Genomic DNA, 16,976 nt, shown 5'->3' with positions numbered 1-16,976 from the left:
CCGCCATCCATGAGAGAGAGGCGGTAATGATGGTAGATACAAAACGTCACCCCGATGGGGAGTTGTTGCTGAGAACCCTGGCAATGCCAGCCGATACCAACCCCAATGGCGACATCTTTGGTGGCTGGATCATGTCCCAGATGGATATAGGTGGGGGCATCATGGCCAAGGAGCTGGCAAAAGGACGTATTTGTACCGTATCCGTCGAAGGCATGACGTTTCACAGTCCGGTCAAGGTGGGCGATGTGGTCTGCTGCTACGGCCGCTGCATCAAGATTGGCCGCAGCTCCATGAAGCTCAAGCTGGAGGTGTGGGTCAAGCCGGTACTGCGGGAAAACGATGCCCAGCGTTACTGCGTGACCGAGGGGGTCTTTACCTATGTCGCCATCGACGACTGCGGTAAATCCCGCCCGGTTCCGGTCAGCGTCTGATCAAATCAGCCGGGCATTGATAATGGATATTTCCTGCTCAAGCCCGGTTTTTTGCCGTATCATGCGTTCCAGTATCTCTTCCGACCCCACGTATTGCAGGGTGTCAAACAGGCAGAGATCGCATTGAGAGTCCCGTCTTATCTGATAGACGGTGGCAAGCTCCACTTGATGACAATTTCCTTGTTGATCATAAAACGTCACGCAATACCGAAGTTCTCTCGCCATTGCCAGGTTCCTTCTGGTTGGGTGGAATAGGGACTATCAGCGTAGTCGGCGCGGATGACGTTTGTGATGGTCGCAACAAAAAGCAAAGGCGGGCGGTTGTTAGCCAATGAAAAATAGTTATCGCATTCTTGGCACCTCCCTGCTGACCCTGGGGTTGGTAGGCTGTTTTGAGGTGCCGGATCAGAATCATCTGGTCACTGCTCAAGGGATTGTGCCGGGAATCGACTGCCAGCGTCCGCCACTGGTAGCGCTGGCGACCACGGCGCTGCCCCGGGAGTTCGGGGTGACGGTGTGGAATCTCTACAAGGGTCAGCGCAAGAACTGGCGTGAAGGGATGGACAGTTATGCCAAGGGGCAGGATCTGGTGCTGCTGCAAGAGTCGGCCACCCGTCCCGAGATGCTCGACTGGCTGCGCGCCGGTGATTTCCAGTGGCAACAGCTGCAAGCCTTCACCCAGGGCGGCGTCTCGTTCGGGGTGATGACGGTGGCCAAGACCCCGCAGGCGTTCGTCTGTGGCGTGCGCTCTCCAGAGCCCTTGCTGCGCATCCCCAAATCCGGGCTGGTGAGCCTCTATCCGTTGCAGGGCGACCCTGACGGCGTGCTGGTGATCAACCTCCATGCGGTCAACTTCGAACTGGGGATGGCCACCTTCCGCGAGCAGCTCAACGATTTGACTGCCTTGGTGCGCCGCCATCAGGGGCCGGTGATCCTGGCCGGTGATTTCAACACCTGGAGCGACAAGCGCCAGTTCTGGTTAAGCAAATTGGTGGACGAGCTGGGCCTGCAAGAGGCCGTGCCGGTGCCAGATCTACGGCGCACAGCTTTCGGCCGTCCGCTCGATCACCTCTACTACCGCAATCTGGATTTGGTCGAGGTGAGCTCACCGGCCACCGACAGTTCGGATCACAACCCCATCATTGCGCGCTTTGCTGCCCAGTCGGTGACCCCCTGATCGGGATGATGTGCGCGTGTTGCCCATAAAAAATCCGGCGCCTGATGGCGCCGGATTTTTTTATACGCTGCTGGCGGTTAACCAGCTCGGGATGACCCGCAGGCATTACTGGTAGAGACCCAGATTCGCTTTGGCGTAGGCTTCGAAATCGGTGCAGCCACCGATGTGCTGCTCGTCCAGGAAGATCTGCGGCACGGTATTGACCGGCTTGCCGGCGCTCTTGGCCAGATCTTCTTTGGTGATGCCTTCGGCATGGATATCCACGTAGCGGAATTTGAAGTCATCGCGCTGCTCGGTCAGCTGCTCGGCGACCTGTACGGCACGGACACAGTAGGGGCAACCCGGGCGACCAAAAATCACTGCAAACATATTTTCTCTCCGTTCTTTAAGCCGTTTTTGTATGGCCGTTGATATGAGGCAGGCAACAGCATAGCCCTGCCTCGTGGCGACTTGAAGCCGAAATTATCGATACCCTGATCCGAGTGGGCCAATTGCGGCATCACTGCGGCTCGGCAATCTGGATCGGTTGCTGCTGATAGATGCCCTCCAGCACCCCCTTCTCGAATACAGTCCAGGGCCACGGTGCCTTGCTGGCACGGTAGCGCTCATGAGTGGCAGGGTCTTGGGACAGGCCACGCTGGAACATCACGAACGCCTTGCGCTGGCCGCCCGCGGTATCGATAAAGCCGGCCAGATTGGAGGTTCCGGTGATGGTCCCCGTCTTGGCGTGGACCTTGTTCTTCATCATCGGGGCGGTGACGCTGCGGCGCCACGCCAGGGTGCCATCCACCTGAGAGCTTGGCAGCAGCTTGATCAGGCCAAGCTCTGCGTCATTTTTCTGGATAAAGTTCAGCACCGACAGCATCTGACGGGCACTGATGAGATTGTGAGCGGAGAGGCCGGAGCCGTCGGCCAGGGTGGCGTTGCCCAGATCGATTCCGTTCTTGGTCAGGATGGCGCGCACCGCCATGGTGCCGCTGCGATAGCTGCCCGGCTTGTTGTAGTAGTGACGGCCCACGGTTTTGAGGAAGGTGTCGGCGTAGAGGTTGTCCGATTTCTTCAGCATCTTGGCCAGCATCACCGGCAGGGAGACCGAGTAGTGGGTGCCCAGGGTCTCGGCACCGATCGGTGCCTTGTGGGTGACCCGCAGCAGGCCATCATGCTTGATGCCCGCCCGGTTCATCGCCCAGCGGATGTTGTCCCAGCCCCAGGCTTCCACGTCGTGGATGGCAAACCGCAGCCCCTGCGGCTCCTTGTTGGGGGTGATGCAGCCCTTGAGCTCGTAGAAGTTGCCCTTGGCCATGTCCACTTCCAGCGCACAGAACTGACGCGCCATGTCGCCGTAGCTCATCACTTCCACATTGTCAGCGCCGATGCCGATGGCCACGCCAGTAGCCACGTTGCCGGTGGCAGGTTTGCCAATCTGGGTGGCGGTGACGGTGCCGTAGGCGCAGTTTTTGTCGATGATCACCGACGAGACAGGGGCGGCGAAGCAGAGGGTCTGATCCCCCCACGACCAGCCGTTGCCGCGTTCGTAGCCATTGTAGGCGCCGGTATTGACGTAGACATTGCCCTTGATGCTGGTGACGCCGAGCTGTTTGAACAGGGCCAGCAGGTCCATGCGGGAGAGGGTGGGGTCGCCGACGAAGTTGATCCAGATATCGCCGTTGATGGTGTCACCCTGTTTGGCGCCGGGCTGGGCCTGAATATCGGTGGCGAAGCGGAAGTCGGCACCCAGCTCAAGGCGGGCTGCCAGTGCGGTGAGCACCTTCATGGTGGAGGCGGGAGCGATCATCTGATCGGCATGGCGGGCGAACTCCACGCCGTTATTGCCCTGCACTATGATGGCGTACTGGCCACCCTGAGGGGGCGTCAGCGGGGCGGCCTGAGCCGCCAGAGAAAAGAGAGCACAAAAACCAATCAACAGCCGCTGCATAACATCCTCTAACGTGACGAAGGGGTCTGGCAGTGGTGCCAGTCCTGATAAATCAACCTTGTTTCACCTGTCGATGGAGCATCGACAGTCGTAAAGCAATCCATTCTGTGATGCCGGTCGCCATCACGCCATCGAGTTGGCGGTGCGATAGCGGCCGTCATAATCAAAAATCTTCTCTTTTATCTGCCAAAAACGGCCCGATTTGCGGGCGATGACAAAATCCGGATGACGGAACTGGCTTTGCGCGGCCAGCACGCTCGCCAGGGTGGTGAATTCGGGCTCCAGCCCTGGGGCGGGCCAATGATGACGCACAAAGCGCTGTTGAAACAAGCGTTGTGCGCCCGCGGAGTGAAAACCGAAGTATTCGCTGAGGGTCAGCCCATCCTCATCGTGGTAGGTCACCTCCAGCCGCTCCCCCTGTTTGCCGCGCCCGGCGGTGAGGGTCAGTCCCGCGCAGCGAATGACCATGCAATCCTTGAGATTGAGCGCCTCCTTGAGCTTGTCGTCAGGGTCTACCAGCAGCTGATCGCAGCTCTGGCAGCGGCGGGCGGCGATGTCGTTCTCCGCGCCGCAGGCGGGGCAGATCTTGGCGCGAAAGCGGTAATCGCACTCCTCGCGGTTGCCTTCGTCATCTTCAAACAGCCCCTGACAGCGGCGACCGTAGTGCTCGATCACCTTGCCATCCTCGTCGGTCTTGCCCCAGAAGGTGTTGGCAAAACCGCAGGCGGGGCAGGGCACCTGCACCGGCTCGGTGCCCGCGTGGGGCCGTGGTTCCCCCACCTCGGGGGCAAACAGGTTGAAGTTGTTGCCCGCATAATCGAGCACCAGACAATCCTCTTTGCCCGGCGAGAGGCGCAGGCCTCGCCCCACAATCTGCTGATAGAGCGACACCGACTCGGTGGGGCGCAGCATCACGATAAGATCGACATGGGGGGCATCGAAGCCAGTGGTGAGCACCGCCACGTTGACCAGAAACTTGATCTCGCGGGCCTTGAAGGCGCTGATAAGGGCATCGCGCTCCGGCCCCGGGGTTTCGCCGGTGATCAGGGTTGCACTTTGGGATTGGGCCTGCAGCAGTCCCTGAATTTCCCGGGCGTGCTCGACGGTGGCGGCGAAGATCATCACCCCTTGCCGGTCGGCGGCATACTCCAGCACCTGGCTCAAGATATGGGGGGTAACCCGCTGCTGGCGCTTGAGCTCGCCGTTGAGATCCGCCTCGCTGAACAGGCCGTTCTCCCGCGCTACCAGCTTGCTGAAGTCGTAGTGGACTATGGGGGCATCCACCATGCGCGGCGGCGTCAGATAGCCGTTTTTGACCATGAAACGCAGGGGCAGTTCGAACACGCAGTCGCCAAACAGCCGCTCGCCGTGACTCTTGACCATGCCGTGGTAGTGGCGCCGGTAGATCCAGCCCAGCCCGAGCCGATAGGGAGTGGCGGTGAGACCGAGGATCTTGAGGGCCGGATTGGTTGCTTTGAGGTGGTCTAACACCTGATGGTACTGGCTATCGTCATCGAGCGAGACCCGGTGGCACTCGTCGATGATCAGCAGCGAGAAGGCGCTGTCGAAGGCCGCCAGATTGCGGGCGACCGATTGCACCGAGCCGAACACCACCTGGGCACTCGCCTCCTTGCGGGCAAGGCCGGCGGCGAAGATGTCGGCCTTGAGGCCCCAGGCTTCGTACTTGCCGTGGTTTTGCTCCACCAGCTCCTTGACGTGGGCCAGCACCAGCACCCGACCGCGCGCTTTGCGGGCCAGTTCGGCGATCACCAGACTCTTGCCTGCGCCGGTGGGCAGCACCACCACGGCGGGATCCGGGTGTTTGCGAAAGTGGCTGATCACGGCGTTGACGGCGTCGGTTTGATAGGGTCTGAGAACGAACATGAGGGTGTGGCGTTTGGGCATGGTGCGGCGCAGGATGGCGCCATTATAGGGATCTTGCTGCCACAAAAACAGCGGGCCGGCATGATGCCGGCCCGCTGGGAGGGATTGTGCTGATTAATGGAACGGGAAGATGTAGTTCATCCAGCTTGCCATGCGCAGCAGGATCTTGCGCATGATGGATACGTGATGGAAATGTTCGGTATAGATGGCGGCCTGGCCACTGGCACCGGCAATCACCTGATACTTGGCCCACTCGGGGTCGGTGATGGAGATCAGCACCGGCAGACGGCCAGGGCGAACGGCAGTGGTTTGATCCAGCAGACCGACGTTGGCTTGCACGTTACCGGCGGCAATGGCCGGGATCACCGAGGTCACTGTTGCTTTGAAGATCTTGCCGGGCACACCGTCGATCACTACTTCGGCTTCATCACCGACAGCGAGGCGCTGCATGCTGTTCTGCCAGAACCAACCGACGTAGGCGGTGTCATCCTTGTGAACAAAGGTCATCACCGGACGGAACATGAAAGGGGTCGCAATCATGCCCGGGCGCAGGGCCAGCTGCACCACATGACCATCTGTCGGGGCATAAACCACGGTTTGGGCCTGCTGATATTTGGCTTCCTGCAGTTGGGATTGCAGATCGTTCAGGTTGGCTTTCTGCTGGTCAATCTGGGCTACGATGTCGTCCACATTGGCCTGGCTCACGTCCAGATCACGCTGTTTACCGACACCGCGCTGCATCAGTTCTCTGGCGCGATCCCGATCCAGCTTGGCGGAGCGCAGTCTCGCCTCGATCGATTTGAGGTGTTCGCGATTGGACTCGAGTCGTGCGGTGAGGCTGTCCGCTTTCAGGCGGAACGGTTCATCATCGATACGAAACAGCACATCCCCTTTCTTCACCGGCTGGTTTGGCTGCACCGGGACTTCGGTAACCCGGCCCTTGACCAGCGGTACTATCGGGGTGGAGACGTAGTAATTACGCGCCATCTCTGAGTAGGGGTGGTTGTAGTTCATCAGCATGATCAGGGTGCCGATGAGGATGATGCCACCCAGTGCTGCGGTCGGCACTGTCCACTTGTTGAGCGGGATACGGAAGATTTTAAATACGGCTACGCACAGTGCCGTATAGGTCAGGATCAATAGCAGGTCCATGGTTTACCCCTGTTGCTCACTCTGTTCGATAGTGTTGATACGGCTCTTCAAATCGGCCAGTTCTTGCTTGAGGGCTGCCAAATCCTCTTCATCTTTTTGCAGCCGCTGGCTAAAGCCCCAGCCACGATCGGGACGGTAGAGAGTGGCCCAGATCCAGAGGAATGGCCACAGCACATGCAGGGTAAACAGGCTGACCCAACCGGCGACGTGAATGGCATCCTGATGAGGATGGTCGCGATGTTTGGCAATCTCGTAAGGAATATCGTGGATCACGATAACCCCATAAAAAATGACCAGCCCGACAAAGACGAGCAGGCCAAGAGCAAAATATTCAAGGGCCATATATAACCTCCACTGGCTTGTTGCGCAGCTTGTTCATGGGTATTAGCAAGGTCTAAAGTGACTAATAATCACATGTTTATCGTCAATTCGCACCAAATCTTAAGGCTTTTGGCTGTATCAGGGCTGAAGGGAGTAAATGGTTATTTTGTTTGTGGTTTTATTATTAAAGAAAAGGCGCCATAAGGCGCCTTTTCTTTTATTTTTGCATGCAATATCACCCTTCACTGGTACTGCTGACCAGCGGCTGGCGGAATTTCACCAGGAAGGCCACGGTAATCGCTGCTGTTACAGTCAGACCTATGATGGTGGAGATCCCCATCTCCAGCCCGAACCCGATGGGGGCGTTGGCCAGATAGGTGAATACCACGGCGGTCATGAACATGGCGGGGATGGTGCAGACCCAGTGCAGCTTGCCCTCTTTGATGAGGAAGGCGGCTGCGGCCCACAGCATGATGACGGCTGTGGTCTGGTTGGCCCAGCCGAAGTAGCGCCAGATCACCCCGAACTCGGCCTTGGAGATGATGAAACCAAGGATGAACATGGGGATTGCGATCAGCAGACGCTTCATCAGCGGCTTCTGGGTCATCTTCAGGAAGTCCGCCACGATCAGGCGGGCACTGCGAAACGCGGTATCGCCAGAGGTGATGGGCAGGATCACCACGCCGAGGATGGCCAGAATGCCGCCCACTGTGCCGAGCAGGCTGGTGGAGACTTCGTGTACCACAGCCGCCGGGCCGCCGTTGGCCATGGTGGCGTTGAGCGCTTCGGTGCTGTCGTAGAAGGAGAGACCCAGGGTGCACCAGATAAGCGCAATAACACCTTCACCGATCATTGCGCCGTAGAAGATGAAACGGCCGGATTTCTCGTTTTGCATGCAACGCGCCATCAGCGGTGACTGGGTGGCGTGGAAGCCCGATACCGCGCCACAGGCGATGGTGATAAACAGCAGCGGCCAGAGCGGCAGCTCGGTCGGGTGCAGGTTGGAGAAATCCATCCCGGTGTTGTAGAAGCCTTTACCGGAGACGATCAGGCCAATGATGAGGCCAACTGACATGAACACCAGTAGGGCGCCGAAAATGGGATAGAAGCGGCCGATGATCTTGTCGATGGGGACAATGGTCGCGAGGATGTAGTAGGCAAAAATCGCCATGATCCAGTAGACCAGATCGGTAGAGGTGAGGTTGGCCAGCAGGCCTGCCGGGCTCAGTACGAACACCACGCCCACCAGCATCAGCAGCACCACGGCGAACAGGTTCATAAAGTGCTTGGCGACCGTGCCAAGATGCTCACCGACCACGGTCGGTACCGAGGCACCTTTGGCGCGTACCGACAGCATGCCGGAGAAGTAGTCGTGCACCGCGCCAGCGAAGATACAGCCGAAGACGATCCACAGCATGGCGACCGGGCCGTAGAGGGCTCCCAGAATGGGGCCGAAGATGGGGCCGACGCCAGCGATGTTGAGCAGTTGCACCAGATAGACTTTCTTGTCCGACATGGGGACATAGTCCACCCCGTCAGCCATGGTGATGGCGGGGGTTTTCAGCTCAGGTTTCGGGCCGAATATCCGTTCGATGAACTTGCCATAGATGAAATAGCCGGCGACAAGTAAGCCGACACAGAGGAAGAACCAGATCATTGCTACGCTCCTGCATTGTTATTTTTTGATTTGCGCAACGAGTCTAAAACTATTGCTCTGCTCTGGCAGGTGAAACGGCCCGAGCGGCGGCATGGCGCGCCGAGTGGTCGGCGGCTGTGATCCGGCGCACACTCCACGGCTCAGTCCAGCCCCAGTTGATCCTTGAGCTCCTTGAGATAACGACGGCTGACCGGCACCCGGGCACCGCTTGGGGTGACGATCTCCGCCAGCTGGTTATCCAGCAGCTGGATCTCGAAGATGGCGTTGGGGGAGACCAGATACTGGCGATGGCAGCGCAGCAGCGGGCTCTTCTCTTCCAGGGATTTGAGGGTGAGCTGGGTGTGGAACAGCTCCCCCTGACAGGCCACATGGACGCCGCCAAGATCGGAGAAGGCATACTCCACCTGTGCGATGGGCAGCAGCCTGACTCGGTTGTGCAGATAGCCCGGAATGTGTTCGATGGTGGGGGCCAGCCGCTCGACCGGCTGCGGGGAGATATCCTGCTTGAGGCGGGCGAGGGTTTTGGCCAGCCGGGCGGGCTCCACCGGCTTGAGCAGGTAGTCGAAGGCATTCTCCTCGAAGGCCTGAATGGCGTACTCGTCAAAGGCGGTGACAAAGACGATGCGGGGCAGGGGGTCGAGCATGGCCACCAGCGCCATCCCGCTCAGCTTGGGCATCTGGATATCGAGGAACACCACGTCGGGCCTGAGCCGCTGGATCAGCGGCAGCGCTTCGATGGCGTTGGCCGCTTCCCCCACGATCTCGATGGCGGGATCGCAGGCCAGGTGCAGCTTCAGCTCTTCGCGGGCGTAATGTTCGTCATCGACAATCAGGGTGCGGATCATGGTTGCTCCTTGGGGATGGTGAACGACACCCGGGTCCACTGCTCCGGTTCGCACGTAATGGTCACGCCGTAGCGTTCGCCAAAGGCGCTCTTCAGTCGCCGGTCGACGATGGTCATGCCAAGACCGTCACCGGCAGGGCGCGCTTGCCAGGTGCCGGCATTATCCTCCACATGGATAGTGACGCTGGCGGGCTGCTCCTCGGTATAGAGGCGAATACGCCCCTGCTCCAGCAGGGTTGAGGTGCCGTGCTTGATGGCATTCTCGATCAGCGGCTGCAGGGTGAAGCTCGGCAGGCGCAAACTGGCCAGATGGGGCGGGATCTCGTTGATCACCGTCAATCGGTCGCCAAAACGGGCCAGTTCGATCTCCAGATAGGATTGGCAGTGCTCCTGCTCCTCCTGCAGGGTGGCAAGGCCGCTCTGGCGCTTGAGGTTCTTGCGAAAGAACAGCGACAGATGCAGCAGCAGATCCCGCGCCTTGTCCGGATCGCGCCGGGTGATGGCACTGATGGTATTGAGGGTGTTGAACAGGAAGTGGGGGTTGATCTGCGCCTGGATCAGCTTTAGCTCGGATTGCACCAGCAGCCGCTGATGCTGCTCCAGTCGACCGGCCAGCAACTGCTGTGACAGCAGGTTGGCAATCCCTTCTCCCAGGGTGTGGTTGATCTTGAGAAACAGCCGCTTCTTCGGTTCGTAGAGCTTGATGGTGCCGATCACCCCCTTGTCTCCCTGCAGCGGGATCACCAGCACCGAGCCCAGCTGGCAAGCGGGCGAAAGGCTGCAGCGATAGGGCTGGCTGTTGCCATCGGCAAACAGCACCTTGTTGCGGGCGATGGCCTTCATGGTGATGGCCGACGCAATGGGGGTGCCCGGCAGGTGGTGATCTTCCCCGGTGCCGATAAAGGCGAGGATCTTCTCGGTGTCCGTGATGGCAACGGCCCCTACGCCGGTCTCTTCCTGAATGATGCGGGCAATCTTGCTGCTCGCCTCCGGCGTAAAGCCCTGACTCATGATCCCCACGGTGCGGTTGGCAATGTTGAGCGCCTTGGCGGAGAAGACCCGGGAGAACTTCTCATACATCTGCTGCTGGTCGCGGATCATGCTGATAAAGAGCGCGGCGCCGCAGGAGTTGGCCAAAATCATCGGGGTGGCGATGGTGCGCACCAGCAGCAGGGATTTGTCGAACGGGGTGGCCACCAGCAGGATGATCAGCATCTGCATGATCTCGGCATAGAGGGTGGTAAAGAAGGCGATGCGGGGTTGAAACAGGGCATCCGTTCGCCCCGCGCGCATCAGCCGCCAGTGCACCACTCCTCCGAGCAACCCCTCGCAGGTGGTGGAGATGGCGCAGGCGAGATCGGTAAATCCTCCCAGCGTGTAGCGGTGCAGGCCACCGGTCAATCCCACCAGAAATCCCACCAGCGGGCCCCCCAACAGCCCTCCGAGCACGGCGCCGACCGCTCGGGTGTTGGCGATGGCATCGTCGATATCGAGGCCGACATAGGTGCCGAGGATGCAAAAGCTTGAAAAGATGATGTATATCAGTATCTTGTGAGGTAGTCTCACCGAATAGTTGGCAAGCGGGCGCAGCAGCGGACTTTTCGAGAAGAGATAGGCGATCACCAGGCTGACGCTCATCTGTTGCAGCAAGGAGAGGACCAACTGCATAAAAAACGTTCCTCATAAGGCGGGTGGAAAAATAACCAGCCCGTGAATAAGTGTGATCAAGATCTTGTTCTGTTGGCCAAAAGGGCTGCAACGGGCCGTCAGTTTGCCAGAACAGGTGGATAAAACCATATTAAATCAGCATGTTAAATTGATATTTGTGTAAGCTGCCGCGGGTTGATATTGATGGGTAGAGCATGGAAGTATCCGCTGGATACGCCACACGGAGGTGGCATGCTCCGCCCAGCCCCATGGCTGGGCGTTTTTTATACATGGTCAGATGGCAACCTTGGGATAGGGATTCGAGCAATTATTCCGGTTTGTCCAATGAGTTATCCCCAGCTTCTGGGGATAACTCAGAATGCAAAGTAGTAGCAGAAGCGGCGGGTCAGATTGAAGAACTGCCGTTGTCCCTCATCCAGCTCTTCCTGTTTGATAAAGGCAGTGATGGTGCGCTCGTCTTCCCGCAGGTCGATCATCGGTACCGCTTCCGGGCGCTGGGCCTTGATATAGGGCAGGATCTTCGGCTTGAGGGGCATGGTGGGCTCGGTGGAGAGCACCAGCGCGATGCTCTCATCGGAGAGTTTCACCAGAGATCCCGGCGGATAGACCCCCAGCACCTTGATCAGCAATTTGACCAGATTCTGGTCGAATTTTTTCTGGGATAGCTTGTAGAGCTGGCTGATGGCCTGGCTCGGTGCTGCCGGGTTGCCGCTGCTGCGGGGGTGCAGTAGCTCATCGTAGTAATCCACCAGTCCGATGATCCGTGCCAGCGGCGGGATCTCTCCCCCCTTGATCCCCAGTGGATAACCGCTGCCATCGAGCCGCTCGTGGTGCTGATGGGCGACCTGACGGATTTTCGGTTCAAAGGCGTTGAGATGGGTCAGCATCTCCAGCCCGTACTGGGGGTGCATATTGAGGAAGTTCTGCTCTGCCTTGCTGAGATCTCCGCGCTTTTGGGTGATCTGGCTCGGGATTTTAAGCTCGCCGATGTCGTGGATAAGTCCCGCAAGCCCGGTCTCCTCCAGTTCGATGGGGTTCATGCCCAGTTCGCGCGCCATCAGCATAGAGATAAAGGCGACGTTGAGGCTGTGCTGCAGCAGGATATCGGTGTGAGGGCTGCGAATAAGGTGCAGCCCGAGGGGGCCTTCGTGTTGACTGAGGGCGGCAGCGGCGTTTCGGACAATTTGCGCCGTATTGGCCAGCCCCTCATCCGGTTTGAGGTTCAGGGCTCCAAGCGCATCGCGCAGCTCGCTCATGGACTGGCCAAAGGCCTTGTCGGCAGCGCGCATGGATCGGCGAAAGGCTTTCTCGTCAAAAGGGGGCGGGCCCGAGGCAATCAGCTCTTCCAACTCGTCAAGATCGGGCCCTGCATCGGGAATATCGCCACGCAGCAGCGGCTCGATCGGCAGATCGCTCTTGTCGGGGTCAACCATTAACAGGGTGAGATCAAGATGACGGATAATGTCGAGTTGCTGCTGATCCTTGATTTTGAACGTATTGAACATGAACGGATGGTTGGTCCAGCCGGTCGGAAGGTGGATAAAGTGGCCTACTCTCAACTGCTCTATCGAGGCTTGGATCAGTGCCATCAGTGAACCTGCATTTCGTGAATGCCTACTCAACAAGCTAGCAAAATCCAAGGGATAGACAACTAAAAATCCATTGTGAGTGAGGTGATTACCCCACGCTGTGATGGCGCGCACTAGCACCGTGCTTCCCTTCTTAATTCGCTCTTAAGTTTGACTTCCTACGCTGGCCCCGTCGTTTCTGTTGGCTTGACCGCGCCCTCTCTCTGTAGGCCGGTATGTAGGAGTTGTTTATGCGAGTGACCCTCGGTGTACTGCAGACCAATCTGTTGCTGGTGCTCTTTTTCGCTCTGGTACTGAACTGGCCAATCTTTTTGCATTTCTATACGGTGCTCAGTGGCTTGTCCCATGTCAAAGCCGGGTTTGCCATCTCGATCCCGTTGGTATTGATCGCGGCACTTAATGCCGTGTTTATCCCTTTTACGTTCCGTTTTTTGCTCAAGCCATTTTTCACCGTGCTGATCCTGAGCGGCTCCATCGTCAGCTACGCCATGCTCAAATACGGCGTCATCTTCGATGCCGGCATGATGCAGAACATAATCGAAACTAACAGCGGTGAGGCTGGGGCCTATTTGAATGGCTCGGTTGCGCTCTGGTTTCTGCTGACCGGGCTGCTGCCCGTGCTGGTGCTTTGGTCACTGCGGATCCGCTATCCCGCTCGCTGGTATCAGGGGCTGGCGTTGCGGGCCGGTGCACTGGCCATCTCCCTGCTGTTTATCGGGGGAGTTGCCGCACTTTACTATCAGGATTACGCCTCGGTCGGGCGTAACAACAAGTCGCTGGCCAAAGAGATTGTGCCCGCCAACTATGTCCACGGCCTCTACAAATATGGGCGGGATGTGCTGTTTGCCACCCCGATCCCCTATCAGCATCTGGGGACCGATGCCAAGGTGGTGGCCCGGGGAGGCAAGCCGACCCTGATGTTTTTGGTGGTGGGGGAGACGGCGCGCAGCCAGAACTACTCCCTCAATGGTTATGGCAAGGCAACCAACAGTTTCACGGAAAAAGAGCAGGGGGTGGTGTCGTTCAAGGATGTACGCTCCTGCGGCACGGCCACCGCAGTCTCGGTGCCCTGCATGTTCTCCAACCTCACCCGCCGCGGCTACGATGATCAGCTCGCCAGCTCCCGTGATGGCCTGCTCGATGTGCTGCAGCATGCCGGGGTCTCGGTGCTGTGGAAAGAGAACGATGGCGGTTGCAAAGGGGTGTGCCGCAATGTGCCGACCATCGAGATCCTCCCCAAATCCTACCCGGCGCTCTGTCAGGGGGAGTCTTGCTATGACGAGGTGCTGCTGGAGGGGCTGGATCAGCAGATTGCCGGGATGAAGGGCAACAAGCTGGTGGCCTTTCATCTGATGGGCAGCCATGGCCCGACCTATTTCCGTCGTTATCCCGCCAGCGAGCGTGCCTTTATGCCGGATTGCCCGCGTAGCGACATCGAAAACTGCAGCAATGAAGAGCTGGTCAACACCTATGACAACACCATTCGCTACACCGACAAGGTGGTGGGGCAGCTGATCGACAAGCTCAAGTCGCTGGAGAGCCAGTACGATGTGGGACTGGTCTATCTCTCCGATCACGGCGAATCCCTCGGTGCTATGGGGCTCTATCTGCACGGCACCCCCTACAAGTTTGCGCCGGATGACCAAACCCGGGTGCCGCTGCTGACCTGGTTCTCGCCCCAGTTGCAGGCCGATCGCCAGCTGGATATGGGCTGTCTGGCAGCGGAGGCGGGCAGCAAGCGTTTCTCCCACGACAACCTGTTCCACTCCATGTTAGGGATCATGGACGTGCAGACCCGCGTCTACGACGGTGCGCTGGATCTGTTCAAGCCGTGCCGTGCGGGGTGAATGGGCAAGAGACGCACCATGCAGACTAAGCCTCCAGCGAATACACAATAGAAAACGGCAGCCACTGGCTGCCGTTTTGTTATTCGCAAGGGGTAGTCTTACCGCTGTTCCATGATGATCTGCAGCAGATCCCCTTCCAGCAGGGCTCGCTTGACCAGCGCAAAACCGCCGTAGGTCGGCTGGTTCTGGAAGCGAGCCTTCACGATGGGCAGGCCACGGTGGAAACTTGGCAGAGATTGATGCTCGACGCAGCGGCGGATGGCCGGGAACAGGATCTCTTCTGCTGCGGTGATTTCGCCAGCGATCAGCACCTTCTGCGGGTTGAACAGGTTAACCGTGATGGCCACCGCTCGTCCCAGATGCTCACCTACGTTCTCGATCACGCTGCGAGCCAGTTCGTCCCCAGCCATGGCGGCCTTGCACACCTCCTGGATGGTGATGTGCTTCTCCTGTAACGCGCTCTGGTGGCCGCGGCTGATGAGCTCCTTCACCTTGTCAACGATGGCTTCGTTGGAGGCGATGGTCTCGAGGCAGCCGAAGTTGCCGCAGTGGCAGCGTTTGCCGAGTGGTTCGACCTGAATGTGACCGATCTCGCCGACGTTGCGGTTCTGACCGAGGAACACTTGCCCCTTGGTGATGATCCCCGAGCCAGTGCCCTGATGGACGCTGACCAGAATGGAGTCCATACAGTCGCGGGATTCGCCGAAGAAGTGTTCGGCCAGCGCCAGCGAACGTATGTCGTTGCCCACGTAGCAGGGGAGGTTGAAGTGATTTTCCAACAGCTTCGCCAGCCCCAGATTGCGGATCTGGTATTTGGGGGTGTAGATAACCATGCCGGATTCCGGGTTGACCAGACCCGGCATGGTCAGTGCGATGCTGATCAGGTTGCGGCTACGCTCACGGTTGGCATCGATAAAGGCGCCAATTTCACGCAGCAGCATGTCGACCACCGGTTGCTGGTCGATTTCACTCACCTGAATGACGTGCTGGTCGAGCTCCTTGCCATCGAGATCATAAAGACTCAGTTGCAGGTAGCCGCGGCCCAGCTTGGCGGAGACAAACTGAAAGCGCTGTTTGATGGTGGTCAACGAGATGGCGCGCCGCCCGCCGGTGGAGGCTTGCGGAGAGGTCTCCTTGATCAGGCCATGCTCGATCAGTTGCCGGGTTATTTTGGTCACGCTGGCCGGGGCCAGCTGACTCAACTCGGCAATTTTGACCCGAGAGATGGGGCCCTGCAGGTCGATGAGCCGATATACGGCTGCACAATTGACCTGCTTGATAAGATCTACGTTTGCTATTTGTCCGCCAGTCATGATGTCACTGTTGTGTGTAGTGTCCGTTAACCACGGTCCCTTGGACCGTGAAGTCCTGATCGAAGACAGTGAGGTTGGCTAGTTTACCGACCTGGATACTACCGAGACGTGAGTCCCATCCAATGGCGCGGGCAGGGTAGAGGCTGGCCATTCTCAGTGCTTCATCGAGCGGTAATCCGACCTGCTTGACCAGATTCTCTACCCCCTCAATCATGGTGAGGGAAGAGCCGCCGAGTGTACCATTCTCGTCGATACACTGACCATCGCGTAAAAACACGGTGGTGCCACAAAAATCAAATTTCTCAAAGCCTTCTGGCGCACCAGCCGCTGCGGTGGCATCGGTGACCAGCACCAGTCGTTCCCCCAGCATCTTGTGAGCCAGCCGCACATTGGCCCAGTGCACATGGTGGCCATCGACGATGATGCCCGCATAGACATCTTTGCGGTCATAGATGGCGCCCACCACGCCCGGCTCGCGACCGTTGAGGGTCGGAGTCATGGCGTTGTAGAGGTGGGTGGCAAAGCGGATGCCATTGTCAAAGCCCGTCATCGCCTGATCGTAACTGGCGGCGGTGTGACCGGCCGAGACCAGAATGCCCGCGTCCACCAGACGGCGGATATGGACCGGGTCGTTGCGCTCCGGTGCCAGGGTGATCTTGGTGATGGCATCCGCGTTGGCGCAGAAGAAGTCGATCATCTCGTCCGCTGGCTGGCGAATTTGCGCAGCAGGGTGGATCCCCTTGCGTTTGAGATTGGTGTAAGGCCCTTCCAGATGGACGCCCAGCACCTCGTTGGGATTGGCCGCCATATAATCGCGCGTCACCGCGACTGCCTGCTTCATGTCGGCATCCGGACTGGTGATCAGGGTCGGCAGGAAGCTGGTAGTACCGGATTTGAGGTTGGCTGCCTGCATGGTGGCCAGGGTCTCGGTGGTGATGTCGGTGTTGAACATCACCCCGCCACAGCCGTTGAGCTGCACGTCGATAAAACCGGCGGTCAGGTTGGCGCCCTTGAGGTCAATCAGCTCAATGCCCGCTGGCAGCTCGGCCAGATGAGAGATGGCGACAATCTGGTCGCCCTCGATCAGCACCCCGTAGCCGGTCAGCACGCAGCTGCCGGTGTAGAGGGTGCAGTTGGTCAATGCGTACATGACGACT

At 58.7% G+C, this 16,976-nt stretch carries 15 protein-coding genes; 3 read left to right on the top strand and 12 right to left on the bottom strand.

Annotation, left to right across the window (positions count from 1 at the left end):
- Window positions 1–26 precede the first annotated feature (26 nt).
- Window positions 27–431, top strand: a complete 405-nt coding sequence (gene yciA, locus BN4575_RS06285; protein ID WP_068977556.1) for an acyl-CoA thioester hydrolase YciA — start codon at window positions 27–29, stop codon at window positions 429–431.
- On the opposite strand, the gene BN4575_RS06280 is transcribed toward yciA, so the two are convergent.
- Entirely contained in the window at window positions 432–656 is a 225-nt protein-coding gene (locus tag BN4575_RS06280) for a hypothetical protein (RefSeq protein WP_033138934.1), read from the bottom strand.
- A gap of 106 nt (window positions 657–762) precedes the next feature.
- On the opposite strand from BN4575_RS06280, the gene BN4575_RS06275 reads away from it, so the two are divergent.
- Window positions 763–1,608, top strand: a complete 846-nt coding sequence (locus BN4575_RS06275) for an endonuclease/exonuclease/phosphatase family protein (protein ID WP_068977555.1) — start codon at window positions 763–765, stop codon at window positions 1,606–1,608.
- Window positions 1,609–1,713: 105 nt separating this feature from the next.
- Here the strand turns inward: BN4575_RS06275 and BN4575_RS06270 are convergent, their stop codons facing one another.
- From BN4575_RS06270 to BN4575_RS06230, 9 genes are all read right to left on the bottom strand, one after another.
- Entirely contained in the window at window positions 1,714–2,010 is a 297-nt protein-coding gene (locus tag BN4575_RS06270) for a GrxA family glutaredoxin (protein ID WP_256028911.1), read from the bottom strand.
- 97 nt (window positions 2,011–2,107) lie between these two features.
- A complete protein-coding gene (gene dacB / locus BN4575_RS06265) occupies window positions 2,108–3,544 on the bottom strand; it encodes a D-alanyl-D-alanine carboxypeptidase/D-alanyl-D-alanine endopeptidase (protein WP_042018747.1) in 1,437 nt (478 codons plus the stop codon).
- Between the two features lie 123 nt (window positions 3,545–3,667).
- Entirely contained in the window at window positions 3,668–5,428 is a 1,761-nt protein-coding gene (locus BN4575_RS06260; RefSeq protein WP_068977600.1) for a DEAD/DEAH box helicase, read from the bottom strand.
- 114 nt (window positions 5,429–5,542) lie between these two features.
- Window positions 5,543–6,580, bottom strand: a complete 1,038-nt coding sequence (locus BN4575_RS06255) for an HlyD family secretion protein (protein ID WP_042018748.1) — start codon at window positions 6,578–6,580, stop codon at window positions 5,543–5,545.
- Between the two features lie 3 nt (window positions 6,581–6,583).
- On the bottom strand, window positions 6,584–6,922 hold the full coding sequence (locus BN4575_RS06250) for a DUF3302 domain-containing protein (RefSeq protein WP_042018749.1): 339 nt from the start codon (window positions 6,920–6,922) through the stop codon (window positions 6,584–6,586).
- 214 nt (window positions 6,923–7,136) lie between these two features.
- The gene (locus tag BN4575_RS06245; protein ID WP_068977554.1) at window positions 7,137–8,558 is read right to left on the bottom strand and encodes a carbon starvation CstA family protein; all 1,422 of its coding nucleotides are present in this window, start codon (window positions 8,556–8,558) and stop codon (window positions 7,137–7,139) included.
- 140 nt (window positions 8,559–8,698) lie between these two features.
- Complete coding sequence (gene btsR / locus BN4575_RS06240; RefSeq protein WP_042018752.1) at window positions 8,699–9,403, bottom strand: two-component system response regulator BtsR; 705 nt, start codon at window positions 9,401–9,403, stop codon at window positions 8,699–8,701.
- Entirely contained in the window at window positions 9,400–11,070 is a 1,671-nt protein-coding gene (locus tag BN4575_RS06235) for a sensor histidine kinase (RefSeq protein WP_068977553.1), read from the bottom strand. The genes btsR and BN4575_RS06235 overlap by 4 nt, the downstream gene beginning before the upstream one ends.
- 353 nt (window positions 11,071–11,423) lie before the next feature.
- Complete coding sequence (locus BN4575_RS06230; RefSeq protein WP_068977552.1) at window positions 11,424–12,659, bottom strand: HD-GYP domain-containing protein; 1,236 nt, start codon at window positions 12,657–12,659, stop codon at window positions 11,424–11,426.
- 230 nt (window positions 12,660–12,889) lie between these two features.
- Here BN4575_RS06230 and BN4575_RS06225 point away from each other — a divergent pair, with 230 nt between their 5' ends.
- Window positions 12,890–14,506, top strand: a complete 1,617-nt coding sequence (locus BN4575_RS06225; protein WP_068977551.1) for a phosphoethanolamine transferase — start codon at window positions 12,890–12,892, stop codon at window positions 14,504–14,506.
- A gap of 98 nt (window positions 14,507–14,604) precedes the next feature.
- Here the strand turns inward: BN4575_RS06225 and BN4575_RS06220 are convergent, their stop codons facing one another.
- Both BN4575_RS06220 and nagA read right to left on the bottom strand, forming a co-directional pair.
- A complete protein-coding gene (locus BN4575_RS06220; RefSeq protein WP_068977550.1) occupies window positions 14,605–15,819 on the bottom strand; it encodes a DNA-binding transcriptional regulator NagC in 1,215 nt (404 codons plus the stop codon).
- A gap of 4 nt (window positions 15,820–15,823) precedes the next feature.
- Window positions 15,824–16,969, bottom strand: coding sequence for an N-acetylglucosamine-6-phosphate deacetylase (gene nagA, locus BN4575_RS06215; protein ID WP_068977549.1), 1,146 nt, complete (start codon window positions 16,967–16,969; stop codon window positions 15,824–15,826).
- Window positions 16,970–16,976 lie beyond the last annotated feature (7 nt).

The sequence above is a fragment of the Aeromonas sp. EERV15 genome, from assembly GCF_900079845.1.
In the GTDB taxonomy this organism is placed as follows: Bacteria; Pseudomonadota; Gammaproteobacteria; order Enterobacterales; family Aeromonadaceae; genus Aeromonas; species Aeromonas sobria.
This window is presented reverse-complemented; position numbering and strand designations above follow the sequence as displayed.